The organism is Bacillus sp. J33, assembly GCF_000518885.1.
Classification (GTDB): domain Bacteria; phylum Bacillota; class Bacilli; order Bacillales; family Cytobacillaceae; genus Cytobacillus.
In genome coordinates this window covers 1-19,970 of record NZ_JAEL01000032.1, presented here as the reverse complement: position 1 = coordinate 19,970, position 19,970 = coordinate 1, and the positions used below count along the sequence as shown (strand labels likewise).

Here is a 19,970-nt window from a genome sequence, read left to right as displayed (position 1 = left end):
TTTTTGAATGGGCATTTTTTTGCTTTCAATGGTTCTTTGTGATTTTCCTGTACCTATCAAACTTTCATTCCGGCCCCTTTTCGGGTGAGGAGCATGAAAATTAGGTAGGGAGCGCCGATGACCGAGATGACAATTCCGACCGGGATATCGGCAGGGGCCAGGAGGTTTTTCCCGATCATGTCTGCGATGAGCAGGAGTGCTGCCCCGATTAGCGCTGACAATGGCAGGCTGCTGAAATAATTGGGACCGCACAGACGCCGTGCCAGATGGGGAGCAAGCAGGCCAATAAAAGCAATTCCGCCTCCTACAGCAACACAGGCCCCAGCGAGTGCTGCGGAAAGACAAAGGAGCAAGCGGCGTTCGGACTCAACCTTTAAGCCAAGTGCCACTGGGACTTCCTGTTTGAATTGCAGAAGATTCATTGTTCTGGCTTTAAAAAAGGCAGCCGGGATAAGAACTATAATCCATGGCAGCAATGCCCATACATATGGCCATTGAGTTCCCCAGATGCTTCCTGTCAGCCAAATGGCCGCCTGCTGAAAGTCTTTTGGATCCATCTTAAGCTGCAGGATCATCAGCAAAGCACCGCATAATGCATTAAATCCAAGGCCGACGAGCAGAAGCCGTTCCGGATCGATTCCTTCCTTCCATGAAAATCGGTAGATCAGCGCCGCGATGGCAAGAGCACCAATAAAAGCAAAGACAGGAAGGAAAAAAGGTTTTGAGAGCAGGCTTCCGCTGGATTGTCCAAAAAGGTAGATGGAAAAGACAACTGCCAATCCAGCACCAGCGTTAATACCAAGAATGCCTGGGTCAGCAAGGGAATTTCTTGATAGCCCCTGAAGAATGCTGCCGGAGAGAGCGAGTCCACCACCGATTAGCATGGCAATGACCATTCTGGGCAGTCTTAGCTGAAAAAGAACAAGCTCTTGCTTTGGGGTGCCGCTGCCTGAAAGAGTATGTATTAATTCCGTGAATCCGATTGGCATCACGCCCGTTGACAGGCTTAATATAAAAGTTGCCATGATGAGAAGCGTAAAGGCTGCAAGCCAGGGTTTGGAACGGAGCAACGCTTGTTTCCAATCCATTACAAATACCCCCTTTTTCTTCGGGACAGATATAAGAAAAAGGGAACACCGATTAGGGCTGTTACGGCACTGACCGGAGTTTCAAATGGCGGATTAATCATTCGTGCCCCGATATCCGCGATAACCAGGAGGAGGGCACCCGCAATGGCGCTTAACGGAATAAGCCGGCGGTAGTCCGATCCGATTAGAAGCCTGACCATATGAGGAACGACGAGGCCAACAAATCCGATAGCACCGGCAATGGAGACGGCTGCCCCGGATAATAGAACAACCGCGATGAGCCCGATCCAGCGGACTTTTTGCTGAGATTGCCCCAGTCCTGCAGCCACTTCCTCACCCAAAGCCAGTATGGTCAGGGAGCGGCTGATCCAAAGGGACAGCATCAGGCCAGCTATAACAGCAGGAAGCAGTATAAAGACATGCCGCCACTTTGTCCCTGATAATCCGCCTGCAAACCAGAAGCTTAAATCCTGGGCCACCTGGAAATAAAGGGCAATGCCAGTTGAAAGCGCACTGAACAGGGTGCTTAATGCTGCACCTGCCAGTGTTAAAGTTACAGGTGAAATCCGCTCTTTAGAAAGCATTGAAAAAGAGAGTACGAGGATTGCGCCAACAGCAGAACCTGCAAATGACCAAGCAAGAAGAACCCAGTAGGATCCGCTTGAAATAAAGGCAAGCGCAATAGCGATGGCAAGCCCGGCCCCATGTGTTATTCCGATGATGGAGGGATCGGCAAGCGGGTTGCGTGTGATTCCCTGCATTATGGTGCCTGCTACTGCGAGGGCGGCACCAATAAGCGCCCCTGTCAATGCACGCGGGAGCCGGACTTCCCTGATGAGCTGATGTTCAATTTGCCCTTCCTGAAAGGAGACAAAAGACTCCAGGACAACGGAGGGGGAAATCCATATTGCCCCAAGCCCAATAGATACGAGCAATCCGAAAAGTACCATCACTATGCCGGCCAGTCCCCATTTGATTGATTTTTGGCGGACGGGAGGCAATGGTTCGGTTATGTCAGCAGCAGTTTTAGCCATGATAATCATTCCTTTTCTATGTTTTTAAATGAAAATGAGAATCGTTATCGTTATAAATAATCGATATTAATCTACTATCCTTTCACAGCTTTTGTCAATTCATATTTAGGAAAAAGAAGGGAGTACCTACCCGTATATGTTGAGAGATCATCCTATTGAATCCTATAAAATTGCCATATCAAACCTGCGAAAAGGCTTATCCATAGCTATCAATGAAGAGTGCAGCTGTTTTTATTTGCTTTATATTTCATCCGGGAGAGGCACGCTTATTACCCAGGGCAGACAGCTCAAGGCAAAAGGGGGAAAAAGCTATTTTCTCCCGGGTGCCGGCTTGCTCACCTCGGCCTCTTCAGACCTTTTATCTGTGCATATACTTTCATGGCCAAAGGAGAATGATGTACTGTCCAGGTTCCTTTCCGGCGAGCTTGCTGACCAAGCGCCGGCAAAAATGGTGCCCTTGTGGGAGGAATTGAGGAAATGGAATAAAGAAAAATCCATATCAGCAAAGTGCCGATTCCAGGCTCATCTCTGGAATATGCTGTCTTACCTGACAGATGAGGGAGAAGTAGACAGAATTGAAGAAGCGGTGGAGCTGATCCGGAACAGTCTATCCCGTCCTCTCACTGTGGCAGAGTTAGCTTCAAAAGCAAACATGAGCCCGGCTGCGTTTTCAAGAGCTTTTCGAAAAAGAACCGGAATGACTCCGAAAGAATTTCTGAATAAAGAACGGATGAAGGCCGCTAAAAAGCTGATGCTTCAAAAAAAGGGAATCACCACAAAGGATGTAGCAATGCAGGTAGGATTGCAGGATGAGTTTTATTTCAGCCGACTTTTTAAAAGCAAAGAAGGCTTGCCGCCATCTGTTTTTATGCAAAGGGCCAAGGAGCGAATTGCTGTTGTCAGCCAGCTGTTTTTACAGGACCATCTCCTCTCGATGGGAATCCAGCCGGTTGCAGCGCCATCCTATCCAACCGTCTATCCTGCAAGCGGCGGTGTGCCGAGCTACCTTCAAAAAGAACTGGAAGGCACCATGCTGCTAAATGCTGAAAAGCCTTTTCAGCCGGAGGATATTTTAATGACCCAGCCGGATCGCATCATCAAAACTCCTTTACATAACCACCGGCTCCAAAACGTGCTGCTCTCACAGCAGGGGAACGTTCATCATATGCCCTTGAAACTGAACTGGCGCCATTATCTGTACGAAATAGCGTCGATGTTAGGCTGTGAGAGCCGGGCCGAATGCATAGATAAAGATATTCACTGCTTGGAATGCAAAGTGCGTGATGAGCTGTGTCCATTTACGAAAAAAGGAAGATGGGCAGTTATTTGGATCCGCCAGGGAGAAATCCGCCTTTATGGACAGGGGGGACACGCCTTACTTGATCTGCTTTTTCAAAGTCTCGGATTCCAGCCACATCCTGATCTGCATGCTGAGGGCTATCGGAGTGTGAGCCTGAAAGAAGTAGCTGAGTTGAATCCTGACAAGCTTCTCATTTTATGGAGCCATGAAAGGGATGTGTGGAGGGCTGCCCATACTCCTGAATGGAATAGGATTCGGGCTGTCCAAACGGGAGAAGTCTATTATCCTGAAAGCCATGAGTGGGATCCGTGGGGGCCTATTGGGAGGAAGAAATTGCTTGAGGAGTTTAAGGGAAATCTGCTTGATGCGAAACTAAAAGCTTAATAGATAGCGGAAATTAGATAGTAAAATATGAATGTATGTTACTAGATAGTGGAATTATTCATGATAGGAGCCCATTTTGAGGAAATAACAGAAGAAAGAACGAAGTGGAAGATTAGCAGAGAAAGCCAGCTGTATAGTATGCAGCTGGCTTCTTTTATCTATTAGCACTATGTCATTGTCAAAAAGCTGGTGCAATGCGGAGTGACCGATATATTAAAGAATTGACCGATATCTTAGAGAAAGTGACCGATAAAATTTAATTCTTACCGATTATATCGGAAAAATTGACCGATATCCCGAATAAACCTAAAAAATGTAAAAGGAAAAATTAAACTACTGGCAGCTCATGACAGATATAGTAGCTTTTTTAACTTGCTGAATTTCCAAAAAGTTTCTAAAGATGTTAAATAATAGTTGTTTTTGTCCATGGAAGAAGTTAAAAAAGTCCATGTTCAATTATCGTGATAACGATTATCATTGAGAATGAATATCATTATTGTTTAGGAGGAACAATCCATGAAGAATATCTTTGCTCCTTTGAGCATTGTTTTCATGTTATTTTTACTTATTTTAACAGGCTGCGGAAAAGGGGAAGAAGCCTCTACAGAAGCAGCTGAAAAGGAGGAGAAGGGGGTATCGGAGGAAACAAGGACTGTTGAGCATCTGTACGGGAAAGCAGAAGTGCCTGCAGAACCGAAGAAAGTTGTTTTGCTGTCCCATGTTTCCTGGGAAGGCTCACTTGTATCTGTCGGGGTAAAGCCTTACGCGGTGATGGCGTATGACAACGAGTTTCCACCGCACTTAACGAAAGAGCTGGAAGGTGTGAAGGCGCTGCCTTATGCCGATGAAATCAATTCAGAAGAAATTGTGAAGCTGGATCCCGATTTGCTTATCATCAGTGATCGTTATAAGCCTCTTTATGAACAGCTGTCCGAAACGATTCCAACTGTTGTTGTAGAAGTGGGCGGAGATTGGAAGGAAGACCATCTGAAAGTAGCGGAAGCTGTAGGTAAGCTTGAAGAAGGAAAGAAAGTCATTGAAGACCTTGAGAAGGAAGCTGAAGATATAGGAAACCGCGTCCGTGAAAAAATGGGTGATGAAACATTCATGGCAGTAGCGATTAATAAAAAAGATATTCGCGTTTACGGACGTACAAACCATGCAACTAATTCTTTATTATTTGATGATTTGAAGCTAACCCCGGCAGAGAATCTGCCTGAGGATTTTGGCGAAAACATATCAATTGAAGGATTAGCGAAGTATAATCCCGACCATATCCTTGATGTATCTTATTTTAACAGTGGAGAGTTCTATGATTCTGTTACACAGGGTGAGGTTTGGAAAAGCCTGAAAGCTGTTCAGAATGACAACGTACATACGCTTACTACCACTTGGGGATACTGGGATCCAATTGAGCGCCAAAAAGGATTGAAGGAGATTGAGTCCTTGCTATTAAGCGAATAAATTTCTTGAGGAGAGACTGGGATCTGCATGCAGCCCTGTCTCTTCTATTAAAACTGGTTCCTTTCCTGGAAAGGAATCAAATCTTTTAACTATCATTGAGAATGGTTATCAATTACTAGGTCTAAAGACTCGGTGAAAGGATGGAATTATGCATCATTCAGCCAAACAAATTGCAGAAAATGCAACGTTTCAAGCTTTTATAAATAGTTACTTAAGAGAAGTTGACTGCGGACATTGGATGGATAAGGAGGAATGGATTCGAGAGCAGCAGCCGTCAATGCCTCTTTCCGGCGAGTCAGTTGTGGAGGTTGAACTTCCAGGGCAGTCCGTTAAGTTTGCTGTTGAAGTGACTTACCGATCACAAACTGGCAGGCATGTGATCGGCAGCGCCCTTAAATATTGTTCTAAAAGGCGGGAATGGATTCTTCAGGACAGGCTGCCGATGATGATTTCGCTGATCCAAGAGCTGCACCTAATGGCCAAATCAAATGGGTGCCATGAGCTTGCATCCCATTTTGATGAGCTGGTTCTTAGGCTGATTGAAAGCTATCAGACAATGGCGTCGTATATTGAAGAAAGAATGGATGATAAAGACAGCCTATATTCCGAAGAAAGTACTTTCATTGAAGCAGAACAATCGCTTTTGTTTGGCCACTGGCTCCATCCTACACCGAAAAGCAGGCAAGGGATGGCAGGCTGGCAGCATCCAAACTTTGCACCTGAGTTGAAGGGACGCTTTCAGCTTCACTATTTCCAAATTAACCGGGAGCTGCTGAGAGAAGAATCAAATAACCAGAAAAGTGCCAGCGAAATTATTTTCCATTCATTAAAGAAGTCGCTGCCTCAGCTTACTGTCCCGCAAAAAGACTGTCTCATTCCAATGCACCCTCTTCAGGCTCAATGGCTGCTCCAGCAGGATCATGTCAGAGAGGCAATAGAAAAGAACCTAATAAAGGACCTTGGACCAATAGGAGCTTCCTATGCAGCAACCTCTTCAATCAGGACCGTATATAATCCGGAAGAAGAATGGATGTACAAATTTTCCGTTCCGGTGAAAATCACGAATTCGTTAAGAACGAATCGGTTCCATGAACTGAAGGCAGGTTCAGCTATGGCGAAATTAATGGAAAAACTCCGCTTTACAGAAAAATATCCGGCATTCCGGATGATTGATGATCCCGCCTATATAACAGCTGAATTTCCCGGACAGAAAGAATCGGGATTCGAAGTCATTATTCGAACTAATCCATTTCCGGGAGGAGAGGATAAAGGGATTAGCTCCATCGCTGCATTGGTGCAGGATCCTCTGCCGGGAGAACGCTCAAGGCTGCAGCGGACTATTGAAAGACTGGCATTATCGGAGCGGCGGGAAACCCAGGATGTATGCCTGGATTGGTTCCAAAAGTATTGGAAATGTTCGATTGAGCCTCTTATCCGTTTATATGATGAACATGGACTTGCGCTTGAGGCCCATCAGCAAAATAGCGTTCTGGATCTTTCATCCGGATATCCGGAAGCATATTATTATCGCGATAATCAAGGATATTATCTATCAAATTTTCATAGAGAGGCTTTATGCGAACTGCTGCCGTCTCTGGAAGGGTGCCCGGAGTTATTTTATGAGGATGCCCTTATTCAGGAACGGTTTACGTATTATCTGTTTATGAATCAGCTCTTTTCGGTGATTTGCAGGTTGGGGCAGGATGGTCTTATCAGTGAAGACTGTTTGATGGAATGGTGCTGGGCCCAGCTTTGCCAGCTTGAAAGGGAGCTGTCCGGACAGGGGAAAGCATTTATCCGCCATATCCTCCAATCAGAGAAATTGGCCTATAAAGCGAACCTGTTAACCCGTTTTCATGATGTTGATGAGCTGATGGCGAAGAATGAACAAGCGGTTTATACCTATATCCCAAATCCTTTTGCCAATGTGATGAAGGAGGAGAACTATGCAGAAGCTGCATCCGCTGTCGTCTAAGAAAGTTGAAAGAAGAGTGATCAGACAGCTAATGGAAGCCGTTCTTTTTGAAGGGTTGATGGATTATGAAAAAACGGCTGCCCGGCCAGATGATCCGTTATTAAACTTTACTATTTTCGGATACCATCGGACTTACTGCTGTGAGGGAAGAATAGCTGCGTTTGACCGTGTGCGCTTAAAAGAAGGAAGCATACGCTCAGTGCACCACGATGGCTTGTGGGCAGAAACCAATATCAAGGAATTGGCGGAAGACCTTGCTCCTGACCCGGAGAAAAGAAGCTTGCTTATTCGCGAGCTTGAGCAAACCATTCAGCTGAGTGAATGGAATGAAACTCATCTCATGCCGTCCCTTTCCAGGAGAACATTCAGCTATGAGGAACTGGAGTCTGAAGTTTGGGAAGGGCATCCTTACCATCCATCCTTTAAGGCAAGGACTGGATTTACGCTTGGAGACCATGCTGCATTTGGCCCAGAGGCAAGGCAGTCTTTTACACTGCAATGGGCGGCTGTTAGACGGGAGCTTAGCCAAATCGCACTCCTGGAGGATGAGAAAAGTTTCTGGGAGAGGGAGATTGGGCCTTCTATGCTTGGGAAGCTGCTGGCTGAGCTGCATGAAAGCGGCAAAACCTTTGAAGAATACACCCTTCTGCCGATCCATCCCTGGCAGGTGCAAAATGCAAAAGCTGAGCTGGACAAAGGAGATATTGTTCTTTTGAAAAACAGCGGGGATTCTTATCGGGCAACCCAGTCGGTCCGAACACTTTGGAACGTGACAAATCCTGAAAAGGCTCATTTAAAACTATCAATGAATATGGTGAATACCTCATCGCTAAGAACTTTGGATACACATGCCATTTGTGCTGCACCGCATATCTCCAAATGGATTTCGGATACGGTAAAGGGAGACCCGTTTTTAAAGGAGGAAGCCTCTTTGATTGTTCTGAAGGAATACGCAGGAATTGCCTATCAGCCTCAAGAGGAGGAAACCCGCTGCAAGCTTGGAGCTAATTGGAGAGAAAGTATCCGGCTGTATATGGAAGATGGAGAGGAAGCTGTACCTTTTACTGCCCTGCCTTTAATGGAGCGGGATGGTTCACCGTTTATAGATGATTGGCTGAAGCGCTATGGTACTGAAAACTGGCTGAAAAGGCTAATAGAGGTTAGTGTGGTGCCGGTCTGGCATTTGCTTGCAGCCCATGGCATTGCAGTGGAGGCGCATGCACAGAATATGATTCTTCTCCATAAAAATGGCTGGCCTACCCGTGTGGCTCTTAGAGATTTTCATGACAGTATGGAATATCATTATGACTTTTTGGCAGATCCCAGCCAGGTTCCTGATTTTGCAAGTATTCATGAGCAGTTTAAAAAGGGCAGGAATGACCAGTATTATTGGATGTCTTCCATTGAAGCGCTTAGAGAGCTTGTGATGGATACCTTATTTGTTTTTCACTTATCTGAACTGTCTTTCGTACTCGAAGAGCAGTATGGCTACAGCGAGAGGAAGTTTTGGGCGCTTACAGGTGAAGAAATAGCTGATCACTTAAGCTGCTATCCGGAACTGATATTCCGAAATTATCTGCTTCAGCCTGCAGCACCTATGATCTATGCCGAGTCGCTCGTAAAAAGGAAAATCAGAAAAGAAGAGCCTGGCGGGTTTCGCCATCTTGTCACAAATTCTTTAGCTAATGACCAAAAGGAGAATTGAGATGTTTTTTGTAAATGATCAGTACTACACACTGGATGATCTTGAAAGACAGTACACTGAATTTGAAAATATTCCAAATTTAAAAGATTGCCGGAATAGGAGATTGGCCGTTTGCATGCCGGATGTATTTCAATGGCTGGCACTATGTTTGTTTGTGCGTAGAAAAGGGGGATCTATCGTTCCAATCCATCCTTCTGTACCAAAAGAAGGGGCAATCCGGATGGCTAATACGGCTGGAAGCCATGTATTGCTCTACGGGAATATCGACTCGCCGATCCATCTTTCAGAGCAAACAAATGCACAGGAGGGTGTACTCGTGCAAATGAGTTCAGGCACGACCGGAGAACCTAAATGTATTGAACGTTCCTGGGATTCAATCGAGCTTGAGCTTGAAAGCTATGTTTCTGTCTTGCCGGTGGATCATCATACTGCCTCAGTCGTTGCCTGTCCGGTTACCCACTCCTATGGCCTGATTTGCGGGGTGTTTGCATGCTTAAGGCGTGGAGCAGAACCGGTTATTCTGACGAACATGAACCCTAAATACGTGCTGAAAAAACTGAAAGAGCGCCCCAAACATATTCTCTACGGAGCTCCTGCCCTTTTACATACCCTAACGCGCCTAATCCGTGATGACCAGCGGCTTGACGCTGTGATGACATCAGGTACGCTCATGCCTTCTGGCTGGCTGGAATCATTAAAGAAGGTTTCAAACCGCGTGCTTCAGCAATATGGCTGTTCTGAAGCAGGATGTGTGGCCATTCACCCGGATGTGAGCGACGCACGTGAAATGGGCTATCCGCTTCCACACGTAAAAATTGAGGCTGGAAGTAAACAGCAGCCCCGTGAAATCATCATTCGCGCTTCCGAGAAAACGATAAACACAAAGGACCTTGGATATTTAGAAGACGGTGTCCTGTCATTTCTGGCAAGAATGGATGACACCATTAATGTTGCGGGTTTGAACGTGTATCCGCAAGAGGTGGAAGACGTCCTGATGGGAGAACCAAGAATAATAGAGGCGGCTGTCTATAAAAAGGTTCATCCGCTTTCAGGGGAAAGGGTATGTGCACAGTACGTCTGTTCCGAACCTATTGAAGAGCAGGAACTGAGGGAATGGTGCGGGGATTATCTCGCTCCATATCAAGTACCAATGGAATTTATGCAGGTGGAAGAAATCGAAAAGCTGCCGAACGGCAAGATCAGCCGAAAAAGGCTGGGAGAAGGAGCGCTGGCATGACAAGACAAGAAATCTTACAGATCATCTACGATATTCTGCAGCATCAATTAGAGCTGCCTTCGATGGCGGCTTTTCATGAAGATGCAAGATTAAATGAAGATTTATATATGGATTCCATCATGATCCTGCAGCTGATCCTTCACCTGGAAGTGGATCTTGGCTTCGATATTCCGGATGAAATGCTTGTGCCAAAGGATTTCCGGACGGTAGGAAGTTTGGCAGATTTTCTGGAACGCCAGCAGAAGCCAGCTGTAACGGAGGGATTCCATGATTAAAGTTCATTGCTTTGTAAGCTGTGTGTGCGAGGCAGTAAAAAAATCAGATAATGCCGATCACAGACCTTATTATTTTGGTGTATGGGATGCCGATTTCGATGTGCTGGAGAATGGGGTTTTGACCTATCACTCCAAGCGGATCGACCACGATTTTTTTCATAAATGGTATGAAATGCTTTATGGCATCAAGCTTCATAAATGGTATGACGAAAAGCAAAGCAAGCAGGAAAACATGAAAAAAATGCTGAGATTGCTGGAAAGCAAGAAGCCCCATCAATATGTAATGGTCATGCTGGACTTATCAAAGCTTCCTGAGCGGGAGAATAAATTTCATCAAACCCCATTTCCGCATTATGTCATGCTGGAAATGACGGAGAATGAAGGGGAATGGTTTATGTATGACCCGGACTTTCGCTGGGAAGGGGTACTTCCAAAAGAGCGTATACTGGCTGCCATTGAGGATCCCTCTGCAGAAGGAGGCTATTTCTTTGATGCATCGACTATCATTCCGCCATCTGCAGAAACAGTTGAAGCCTATTTTAACACATGCATCAAGCTTGATTGCAACCCAATGACAGATGCTGTTAAAAAGATTATCAATCTCCATACTTCCGGAGAAGAGAAGTATCCATTGTCAGGGCTGACACGGGCTTTGAGAGAGCTTCCAGTTCTCGCCATCCGGAAATATGCATATGAACATGCTTTTGCTTTTTTCTGGGAGGCGCTTGGATATGATGAGGATGGGTTTGAAGCCTGGTGTGATGATATCGAGCGGCTTGTGAAAGGCTATACGGCAATCCAATACCGGGCCATGAAGCTTGCCATGACTGGAAACATGCATTTAAAGGAAGAAATCGCTGCAAAACTGGAAGAACAGAATATCCTTGAGTTTAAAATCAAGCGGGGACTGCAGAAAAGCTTTGAGGCTTGGTCCAAACTGCAGCAATCCCAAAACATAAAGGAGGCAATTCTATGAAGCTATCTCTCTGTACGATCTCATTCCGGCATCATCTGCAGTCAATTGACCAAATCGCCCACTTTGCACAAACACACGGGTTCCAGGGGATTGAACTATGGGGAGTTCATGCGAAAAATCTTGCCGAAGACATCCATTATGGCAGTGAATGGCTGAGTTCATACAATTTGGAAACGAGCATGCTGAGCGACTATTTGCCGTTGGATGCGCCTATCCCTGTTTTAATGACAGAGATGCAAAGATTATGTGCTCTGGCACATCGCTGGGGAACGAAGAAAATCAGAACTTTTGCCGGGAGCAAAGGAAGTGCGGACATCAGCAGATTAGAGAGAATTGAGCTTGTCTCCCGTATGAAGATGCTCTGCAAAATAGCAGAAGCGGAGGGGCAAACGCTGCTTGTGGAGACGCACCCGAATACATTAACAGACAACCCGTCTTCCACTCTTCAGCTTCTTGAAGAAACGGATCACCCAGCACTCCGTGTCAATTTTGATGTCCTTCATATATGGGAATCAGGAGTGGATCCCATTTATGCGCTAAAACAGCTGCGGCCATATGTTTCGCATTTTCATTTTAAAAATATTGAATCACGCTCCCAGCTTGGAGTGTTTGCCCCTAATAATGTGTATGCAGCAGCTGGAAGCCGGGAAGGGATGATTTCACTGTTCGAAGGCGCGGTGGACTACCGGACGTTTTTGAGGGAATCTGCCGATATGATCGAGATGGAGGCTTCACTGGAGTGGTTTGGGCCAAACGTGAAAGACATTCTGGCAAAGGACAGCAGGGAAATCAAGAAAGTGCTTCAGCTTGAAAAAGCTGTACAGTAGAATGTAATAAAAGAAACAGTTAATCAAACGTTTGATTGAAAAAGAATTGGCCAGCTTTGGTTAGATATTTCAGGTACAGTAAAGGATAATAAAGGCTGACTCAAAAGGTCGTTGAATGAAGGCTCTTTTGAGTCAGATTTTATTTGCTGGATATATTTTCATAATTCTAGGGTTTTTACCAAAATAAAAGATATTTTTTCTTTATTCCTTAACTGCTTCTACTTCGTTTTGTTTAAGTTCATCCCACTTTTTCAATTGTGGGCAACACAAATAAGACTTCGATTATAAATATACTTTCTAAAGTGATATTTTTTCAGTTTCGTAAATTCTCTTTTCTTTGACAATGGGATTACAAATCATTTTCTAGTGAAAAGGCAATTATCTTTGGAGCATGTTGGGGAACCTTCTGTGAAAAGTATCCAGTTATTAATAATTCTAACATCGCCCTCTTTTGTGAAGACATGAAATCATCACCAATTAATTGCTTAATTTTCTCCAGCCGATGGTACAAGGTTTGGCGAACAATAAATAATGCTTGAGCAGTTTCTTTTTTATTTCCTTGATAAGTAAAATAAGCTGCAAGTGTTTCCATTAATTTAGACTCATGCTTTTGATCATGCTGTATAAGCGGAGACAAATATTCGTTCATCCATTCTCTCAATTCCCCTTGTTTAATTATAGAAGCAAGAATTTTCTCTTTGTGTAAATCCGTGTAAAAAACAGGACTTGCTACATTCAAGTATTGCGTAATTTCATATGCTTTTTTTAATGTAGAGATAGAATGAGGAAGTTGTGAAGATTCTTTATAAAAGCTGCCAAAAAGTATATTAGTTGCTTCGGTTTGGTGATTGTTAATTAATGAAGTAATTCGTGTTTTAAAGCTGTCCATCTGGTGTTTTTGGTCAAAAAAGAAAATGAAATAACAAGACATTTTTTCAATGTAGGTGAACAATACACTTATTGAAAACTTCCAGGCTTCTTTTTTAATTGCTGATAGGACGGTGAGTTGATTATGACCCTCGATAAGCGATGGAACTCCCGGTAAATAGGCATAGTCAGGAATCCATTCATATAATGTTTGCTTATTTTCCATCTCTAGTAAAGTGTGGTTCCAAAGTTTATCAAACAGAACCTTTAGTTGCTGTTTCAAATCAGGAAAGTGAAGAATTTCATATACTTCTCTTGTTAGATCGATAAAGCGAACTTGGCTTTCAAAAATAATGATAGGAAAATGAAAACGATGTGCTAGTTCTACCATTTCTGCAGGTACCTCTCGTAAATATGTATGTAATTCAATACATAATGCTGCAGCATTTTGCTCAATTAATTGCGAAAGCATGTGAACCCCTTTTTCAGGGCAATCCGCCCATGCTATACCAGTTGTTAAAATAAGCTCTCCGCCATTAATGAGCTCTCCAACCTCTGTAACCTCCATAATATGTGCCCACTTTATTTTTCGATCAATACTATTTAGACCAGTTATAATTTTTGCTCCTTGAAACTTTGACCGATTAAGAAGTTCGCGTAATGTCACACTATCTTTAAACGGCATGTTGATCCCTCCTAGACATTATGTCCAATTGAATCGATGAAAAATTCATAGCATGTCTAATGAAATAATAGCGGTTTTATTATACTATATATTTAAAATATTCTGTAATTATTGTACCGTATACATGGGGAAGGAGGACATAATTGATAAATTCTTATATACATAACCTTATAAATCTAACAACTTTATATTTCTCTCCCGTGTAGATTGTGCAGACCAACATTTAAATTAGGAAGCATCTATTCAATCTTCTATTTTAAGAATTAAACTTTTTATGGTTTTAAATAGCACATGCTATTCATAAAACAGCTGATAGCAAAAAGAAGGGGGAACTACATTGAAATCGAAAATACAAAACACTGATGCTCGCTATAAAATTGCAAATAAAGAAGCACTCATTGGTGTTGGGTTAGTTTTGATTAATTTTATTTGGTGGTACGGATTTGCGTACGGTATGGGTTCTAATCCAGTTGAGCAGTACGGATATGTTTTTGGATTACCAGCTTGGTTTTTTTATAGCTGTGTTGTAGGGTTGTTTCTAATGATTGTATTAGTTGTTGCAGCTGTAAAGCTATTGTTTAAGGAAGTCCCTTTTGAGGACGAAGCAGAAGGGGGACAGTCTGAATGAGCTGGGAAGTCATTATTCCCCTTTGTATCTTTCTGATTATCATTTTCTTTATTGGATTTTGGGCGAGTAAAAAAATTCAGTCATCTAACTCTTTTTTACAGGAATATTTTTTAGGCGGACGTGAATTAGGCGGGTTCATATTAGCGATGACGATGATTGCTACATATGGCAGTGCAAGCAGTTTTATCGGCGGTCCAGGTGTTGCCTACACAAAGGGGTTAGGCTGGGTTTTGCTTGCAATGGCTCAAGTAGCAACAGGTTATTTTGTTTTAATGGTACTAGGAAAGAAGTTTGCGATTATGGCGAGGAAATATCAAGCGATTACTTTGATTGATTTCTTAAAATCTCGCTATAACAGCAAATGGGTTGTCTTATTTTCAGCCTTTAGTATTATTATTTTTTTATTTTCGGCAATGGCTGCGCAATGGGTTGGCGGTGCACGGCTTATTGAATCCTTAACAGGGTTAAACTATACGACCGCTCTTGTCATTTTTGCCGTATCTGTATTAATCTATGTTGTTATCGGCGGGTTTCGTGCTGTAGCGTTAACGGATGCTGTTCAAGGAGTTGTGATGTTTTTCGGAACGCTCATTTTATTAATTGCGACCATTATTGCCGGCGGTGGAGTTGGGAATATAATTACAGATTTAGCGAAGGAAAACCCAAATTTGATTACCCCTTATGGAGAAGATGGGGGATTAACGCCATTATATGTATCCTCTTTTTGGATTTTAGTTGGTGTCGGGGTTGTTGCTTTACCGCAAGTAACGGTCCGCGCAATGGCTTATAAAAACTCAAAGGCGATGCATCGTGCGATTATTATTGGAACAGTTGTAGTCGGCTTCATCATGCTGGGAATGCATTTAATTGGAGTATTTGCACGGCCGATTATTCCTGGTATTGAAGTTGGGGATAAAGTTATGCCAATGATTGCGATGGAGGTGCTCCCGGCTTGGGCAGCTGGAATTGTTCTTGCTGCACCAATGGCAGCTATTATGTCAACTGTTGATTCCCTCTTATTACTTGTAAGTTCTGCAGTCGTAAAGGATGTATACTTAAACTATATGAAACCGGATGCATCAGAACAGCGGGTAAAGTCGATGAGCTTTTCAGTCACAACGATACTCGGAATTCTTGTTTTCCTAATGGCGTTAAGCCCTCCTGATTTATTAATTTGGTTAAATTTATTCTCCTTTGGAGGTCTTGAAGCAGCCTTCATTTGGCCTGTTATTATGGGACTTTATTGGGAAAAAGGGAATAAGCATGGTGCTTTATCCTCGATGGTTATCGGTGTTATTTCCTTTATTTTGTTCCACACATTCAAACCGGATGCATTTGGAATGCATACGGTCGTCTTGCCAATTGTCCTATCCTTTATCACCTATATTGGGGTTAGCTCCCTCACAAATAAAAGCGTTATGGGTCAATTAAATTCTAATCTTTCCGAGCAAACAAAAAGAATATGACGTCATTATGAAAATAGACTTTTTTCAACTTGCCCGTTGATTTCCGTTCAAAAAGTTCGCCTTTTACCGGGGGGAGATGGGAGTCCCCTCGGCCTAGTGCGCCTGTGGGATCTCCTTTTGACCCGTTTTTCCCAGAGAAGTCTCACGTCTTCCGCTTCAATCAAATAGTGGAAAACCAACAGTATAGCTACAAGGATAACTTGTAGCTTAGTACTTTCTATTCCAATTCGAAGGGAGAATGATTATATGAGTCGTGTTATTTCTATTAAAGAACGAAAAGCCCGTGATAGAGAAGCCGTCATTTCATTAACTCAACAATTAGTTCGAATTCCAAGTGTGTATCGTCCTGGTGAAAAAGGTGGTAACGAAGAAAAAGTAGCACTTTTTGTAGCTGATTATTTAAAAAAGCTTGGAATTGAGGTTCATGTGGAAGAAGTAGAGCCTGGCAGACCAAATGTAATCGGGATTATCGATTCAGGTAAGCAGGGAAAAACTCTCTTGTTTGAAGGACATACAGATGTTGTAACAGAAGGGGATCGAAGTGCATGGAAATACGATCCCTTCGATGCGGAGATTGTAAATGGAAGAATGTATGGAAGAGGGACAAATGATACGAAGGGAAATTTATCCTGTATGATTACGGCTGTCCACTCCTTGTTACAAGATAAGGAGGATTTTTCCGGGAAAATTATCCTGTGCATTCCGTGTGACGAAGAAGGAATGATGATTGGTATTAAGCACTTTATTCAAAGAGGCTGGGCAGATGGGGTGGATGGAGCAATCATTTGTGAGCCAGAGGAAAATCAAGTTTGCATTACGCAGAAAGGGGCAATGAGGGTTGTCATTCATGTGCATGGGAAAATGGCACATGGGGCGATCCCATTAAGTGGAATAAACCCAAATACTAGAATGGCTAAATTAATTTGTGAGCTTGAACGCCTAGAAGCTCGTGAAAAGGAGCGCCTTGGCAATCACCCAATGTTAGGGTGGCCAAGTATTACACCGACCATCATAAAATCACCTGTCCACGGTGATGCACAAATAAATGTAGTTCCAGACCAATGTATGACAACATTGGATATTCGAACCGTTCCAGGTCAGGATCATCAGCAGTTACGGGAAGAAATTCAAGAAATCTTTAATCGGCTGGAAAAAGAGGATCCTTTTTTTAAAGCAGATTTTGAAGTGATTAAAGATAGGCCTTGGACATTAACAGATAAAGAAAACCCATTAGTGCAATCTGTTGCAAAAGCTGTCAAGGACGTATTAGGAAAAGAGCCTATCTATAACGGTGTTCCAGGTGCAACTGATGGAACGTTTCTCCATCTAGCGGGGATACCAATTGTTACGATTGGAGCTGGGGATCGGGAAATACCGCACCATATTAATGAATATGTCGATGTAGAAGAGCTCGCAGAAACGACAGAAATTTATCGGACAGCAGCCTTGAACTTTTTAAGAGATGAGTAATGAAAGAGTTTAAGATTGCTGTTTTACCAGGAGACGAAATGGGACCTGAGGTGATGAATGTAGCGTTGAAGTTGCTGCAGTACTGAAATAGTATGGTGAAACGTTTTCTTTTCAAGCTTTCCGCGGAACTCCGAATTTTATTTGAAACAGGTGAAGATGATGCCTGATAAAAAAGATTAAATGGAGCTGATGTTTGTGCAAACGACCGAACAAACAAAAGAACTGCAAAAAAAAGATGAAAAGTATATTTGGCATGCGATGAGGGGATCTGCCCCAAGCTCCTCGAATTTAGTTATAAAAAAAGCTCAAGGTGCCTGGTTAACAGATATTGATGGAAATCGATATTTAGACGGTATGTCCGGCCTCTGGTGTGTAAATGTTGGGTACGGCCGGACAGAGCTTGCGGAAGCAGCATTTGAACAACTAAAAGAGATGCCGTATTATCCTTTAACACAAAGTCATATTTCGGCAATAAAATTAGCGGAAAAATTAAATGAATGGCTTGGTGATGATTACGTCATTTTCTTCTCTAACAGCGGGTCGGAAGCGAATGAAACGGCGTTTAAAATTGCCCGTCAATATCACCAGCAAACTGGGAGTCACGGACGCTATAAATTTATTTCCCGTTATCGAGCTTATCACGGCAATTCAATGGGAGCTCTTGCGGCAACTGGTCAAGCTGAACGAAAATATAAATATGAACCATTAGGCCAAGGATTTATTCATGTTGCACCACCTGATATTTATCGAAATCCCAATGATATTCATACACTCGAAAGCGCTCTAGAGATTGACCGTGTTATGACATGGGAGCTTAGTGAAACCATTGCCGGTGTGATTATGGAGCCGATTATTACAGGAGGAGGATGTTTAATACCTCCAGATGGATATATGAAAAAAGTGAAAGAGATTTGTGAAAAGCATGGTGCGTTACTTATTTGTGATGAAGTGATATGCGGATTCGGCAGGACTGGAAAGCCGTTCGGATTTATGAATTATGGCGTGAAACCCGACATTATTACAATGGCGAAAGGGATTACAAGCGCATATCTCCCACTATCAGCAACAGCCGTTAAAAGAGAGATTTTTGAGGCGTACTCAGGAAACGATGCGTATAATCGTTTCCGCCATGTAAATACGTTCGGAGGAAATCCTGCAGCTTGTGCTCTTGCCTTGAAGAATTTAGAAATTATAGAAAACGACAACTTAATTGAACGCTCAAAACAATTGGGAGAAAGACTTTTACGTGAACTTGAAGATGTAAAAGAGCACCCAAATGTTGGTGATGTTCGCGGGAAAGGTTTACTAATAGGTATCGAGCTGGTTGAAGATAAGGAAACGAAAGAACCAGCAGCAATTGAAAAGGTGAACAAAGTAATTAATGCTTGTAAAGAAAAAGGACTCATTATTGGAAAAAACGGTGATACCGTTGCAGGATTTACTAATGTATTACAGCTTGCACCTCCATTAAGCATTACAGAGAGTGACTTTTCTTTCATTGTCAGCACTATTAAGGAAAGCTTGGTTAGCATTTAAACTTAATTTCCTAAAACGGCAGAGCTTTGTTCATAGGGCGGCAAAACAAGAGGGCTTTAGGAATATTAATCTAGTTAGAGTAAAACGGATAAGGGATGGTTTCACTGTTCGAAGCGAGGTGGACTACCGGATGTTTTGAGGGAATCTGCCGATATGATCGAGATGGAGGCTTCACTGGTGTTGTTTGGTCCAAACGTGAAAGACATTCTGGCAAAAGACAGCAGGGAAATCAAGAAAGTGCTTCAGGTTGAAAAAGCTGTACAGTAGTTTTTAATAAGAGAAACATTTAATCAAACGTTTGATTAAATGAGTATGGACGCAGTTATGCTGCGTCTTTTTGTACAGGGATAAAAGATGAAGAAATTAAGGGGAAAAAGTGAGGTCAATGATTTCTAATTGCTTCCTCAATCGCAGCTGCAGCTGAATCAATAGTAGAATAGGTTTCAGTCATTAAAGTTTCTTTATAAGTAATCTCAAATAAGCGAGACTCTTTCATATAACAGACAGACAAAATTTGTGTCTGGTTTTTAGAAAACGTTTGGGTTATTTCGCTGTCGCAATAATACTTTAACGTTTCAAGCATGTTTTTTGTATGGTCTATTGGCATCGTTCGCAGCTCCCTTCTTTGGGTGGGCATAACCAATGAAAAATCTTAATACCATTATAAGGATTTCAGCAGTTCTTTTATATGGATAATTTGTCATATTTTATCACAAGATTTCGATTTAGATAGATGGATGGCGGGCGGTTTATCTTTATATCATGTATTATAGGCCGTCACAATAAGGATGTGTTAGTCTGCCCGGAAACCGCAAAAATTGGCGAATGAAATGCTGATCTATAAATGTCAGAAAGCGAAATATAATAATATCGTAGAATTTTAAGAGAAAGGCTCTTTTCTCATAAATTGTTGTCTTACTTATAAATTCTGCCCGTTGATTTCCGCTACGGGCACTCAAGCTGTCAGCGGGGAGGAATGAGAGCCTCCTCGGCTTCGCCTGCGGGGTCTCCCACTTCCCTCACTTCCCGCAGGACATTGAATAAGCTTCCCTG

General features: G+C 42.9%; 16 protein-coding genes. 12 read left to right on the top strand and 4 right to left on the bottom strand.

Annotated elements, in window-relative coordinates; all coding sequences use genetic code 11:
- Nucleotides 1-56: 56 nt before the first annotated feature.
- Both L634_RS0111500 and L634_RS0111495 read right to left on the bottom strand, forming a co-directional pair.
- Nucleotides 57-1,088, bottom strand: coding sequence for a FecCD family ABC transporter permease (locus tag L634_RS0111500; RefSeq protein ID WP_026582583.1), 1,032 nt, complete (start codon nt 1,086-1,088; stop codon nt 57-59).
- Nucleotides 1,088-2,122 carry a FecCD family ABC transporter permease gene (locus tag L634_RS0111495; RefSeq protein WP_026582582.1) on the bottom strand — a complete coding sequence of 345 codons (1,035 nt, stop codon included), beginning with the start codon at nt 2,120-2,122 and terminating at the stop codon, nt 1,088-1,090. Before L634_RS0111495 ends, L634_RS0111500 begins: the two co-directional genes overlap by 1 nt.
- A gap of 136 nt (nt 2,123-2,258) precedes the next feature.
- Between L634_RS0111495 and L634_RS31025 the strand changes: the two genes are divergently transcribed.
- From L634_RS31025 to L634_RS0111450, 8 genes are all read left to right on the top strand, one after another.
- Complete coding sequence (locus L634_RS31025; RefSeq protein WP_026582581.1) at nt 2,259-3,806, top strand: helix-turn-helix domain-containing protein; 1,548 nt, start codon at nt 2,259-2,261, stop codon at nt 3,804-3,806.
- Between the two features lie 516 nt (nt 3,807-4,322).
- Nucleotides 4,323-5,270, top strand: coding sequence for an ABC transporter substrate-binding protein (locus L634_RS0111480; protein WP_026582580.1), 948 nt, complete (start codon nt 4,323-4,325; stop codon nt 5,268-5,270).
- A 148-nt stretch (nt 5,271-5,418) separates the two neighbouring features.
- The gene (locus L634_RS0111475) at nt 5,419-7,245 is read left to right on the top strand and encodes an IucA/IucC family protein (protein ID WP_026582579.1); all 1,827 of its coding nucleotides are present in this window, start codon (nt 5,419-5,421) and stop codon (nt 7,243-7,245) included.
- Entirely contained in the window at nt 7,217-8,950 is a 1,734-nt protein-coding gene (locus tag L634_RS0111470) for an IucA/IucC family protein (protein ID WP_026582578.1), read from the top strand. The genes L634_RS0111475 and L634_RS0111470 overlap by 29 nt, the downstream gene beginning before the upstream one ends.
- 1 nt (nt 8,951) lies before the next feature.
- Complete coding sequence (locus L634_RS0111465; RefSeq protein WP_026582577.1) at nt 8,952-10,187, top strand: AMP-binding protein; 1,236 nt, start codon at nt 8,952-8,954, stop codon at nt 10,185-10,187.
- Complete coding sequence (asbD, locus tag L634_RS0111460; protein WP_026582576.1) at nt 10,184-10,462, top strand: petrobactin biosynthesis protein AsbD; 279 nt, start codon at nt 10,184-10,186, stop codon at nt 10,460-10,462. The genes L634_RS0111465 and asbD overlap by 4 nt, the downstream gene beginning before the upstream one ends.
- On the top strand, nt 10,455-11,438 hold the full coding sequence (locus L634_RS0111455) for a DUF6005 family protein (protein ID WP_026582575.1): 984 nt from the start codon (nt 10,455-10,457) through the stop codon (nt 11,436-11,438). The genes asbD and L634_RS0111455 overlap by 8 nt, the downstream gene beginning before the upstream one ends.
- A complete protein-coding gene (locus tag L634_RS0111450; RefSeq protein ID WP_026582574.1) occupies nt 11,435-12,265 on the top strand; it encodes a sugar phosphate isomerase/epimerase family protein in 831 nt (276 codons plus the stop codon). Before L634_RS0111455 ends, L634_RS0111450 begins: the two co-directional genes overlap by 4 nt.
- Before the next feature lie 349 nt (nt 12,266-12,614).
- On the opposite strand, the gene L634_RS0111445 is transcribed toward L634_RS0111450, so the two are convergent.
- Nucleotides 12,615-13,817 carry a PucR family transcriptional regulator gene (locus tag L634_RS0111445; protein WP_026582573.1) on the bottom strand — a complete coding sequence of 401 codons (1,203 nt, stop codon included), beginning with the start codon at nt 13,815-13,817 and terminating at the stop codon, nt 12,615-12,617.
- Nucleotides 13,818-14,154: 337 nt separating this feature from the next.
- On the opposite strand from L634_RS0111445, the gene L634_RS0111440 reads away from it, so the two are divergent.
- From L634_RS0111440 to L634_RS0111420, 4 genes are all read left to right on the top strand, one after another.
- Nucleotides 14,155-14,445, top strand: coding sequence for a YhdT family protein (locus L634_RS0111440; RefSeq protein WP_026582572.1), 291 nt, complete (start codon nt 14,155-14,157; stop codon nt 14,443-14,445).
- On the top strand, nt 14,442-15,911 hold the full coding sequence (gene panF / locus L634_RS0111435; protein ID WP_026582571.1) for a sodium/pantothenate symporter: 1,470 nt from the start codon (nt 14,442-14,444) through the stop codon (nt 15,909-15,911). The genes L634_RS0111440 and panF overlap by 4 nt, the downstream gene beginning before the upstream one ends.
- A gap of 246 nt (nt 15,912-16,157) precedes the next feature.
- Nucleotides 16,158-17,381 (top strand): M20 family metallopeptidase, encoded by a 1,224-nt coding sequence (locus tag L634_RS0111430; protein ID WP_034262555.1) that lies wholly within the window; start codon nt 16,158-16,160, stop codon nt 17,379-17,381.
- Nucleotides 17,382-17,561: 180 nt separating this feature from the next.
- A complete protein-coding gene (locus L634_RS0111420) occupies nt 17,562-18,917 on the top strand; it encodes an aspartate aminotransferase family protein (RefSeq protein WP_198029752.1) in 1,356 nt (451 codons plus the stop codon).
- Nucleotides 18,918-19,299: 382 nt separating this feature from the next.
- Here L634_RS0111420 and L634_RS0111410 read toward each other — a convergent pair whose 3' ends face one another.
- Nucleotides 19,300-19,524 carry a hypothetical protein gene (locus L634_RS0111410; RefSeq protein ID WP_026582568.1) on the bottom strand — a complete coding sequence of 75 codons (225 nt, stop codon included), beginning with the start codon at nt 19,522-19,524 and terminating at the stop codon, nt 19,300-19,302.
- Nucleotides 19,525-19,970 lie beyond the last annotated feature (446 nt).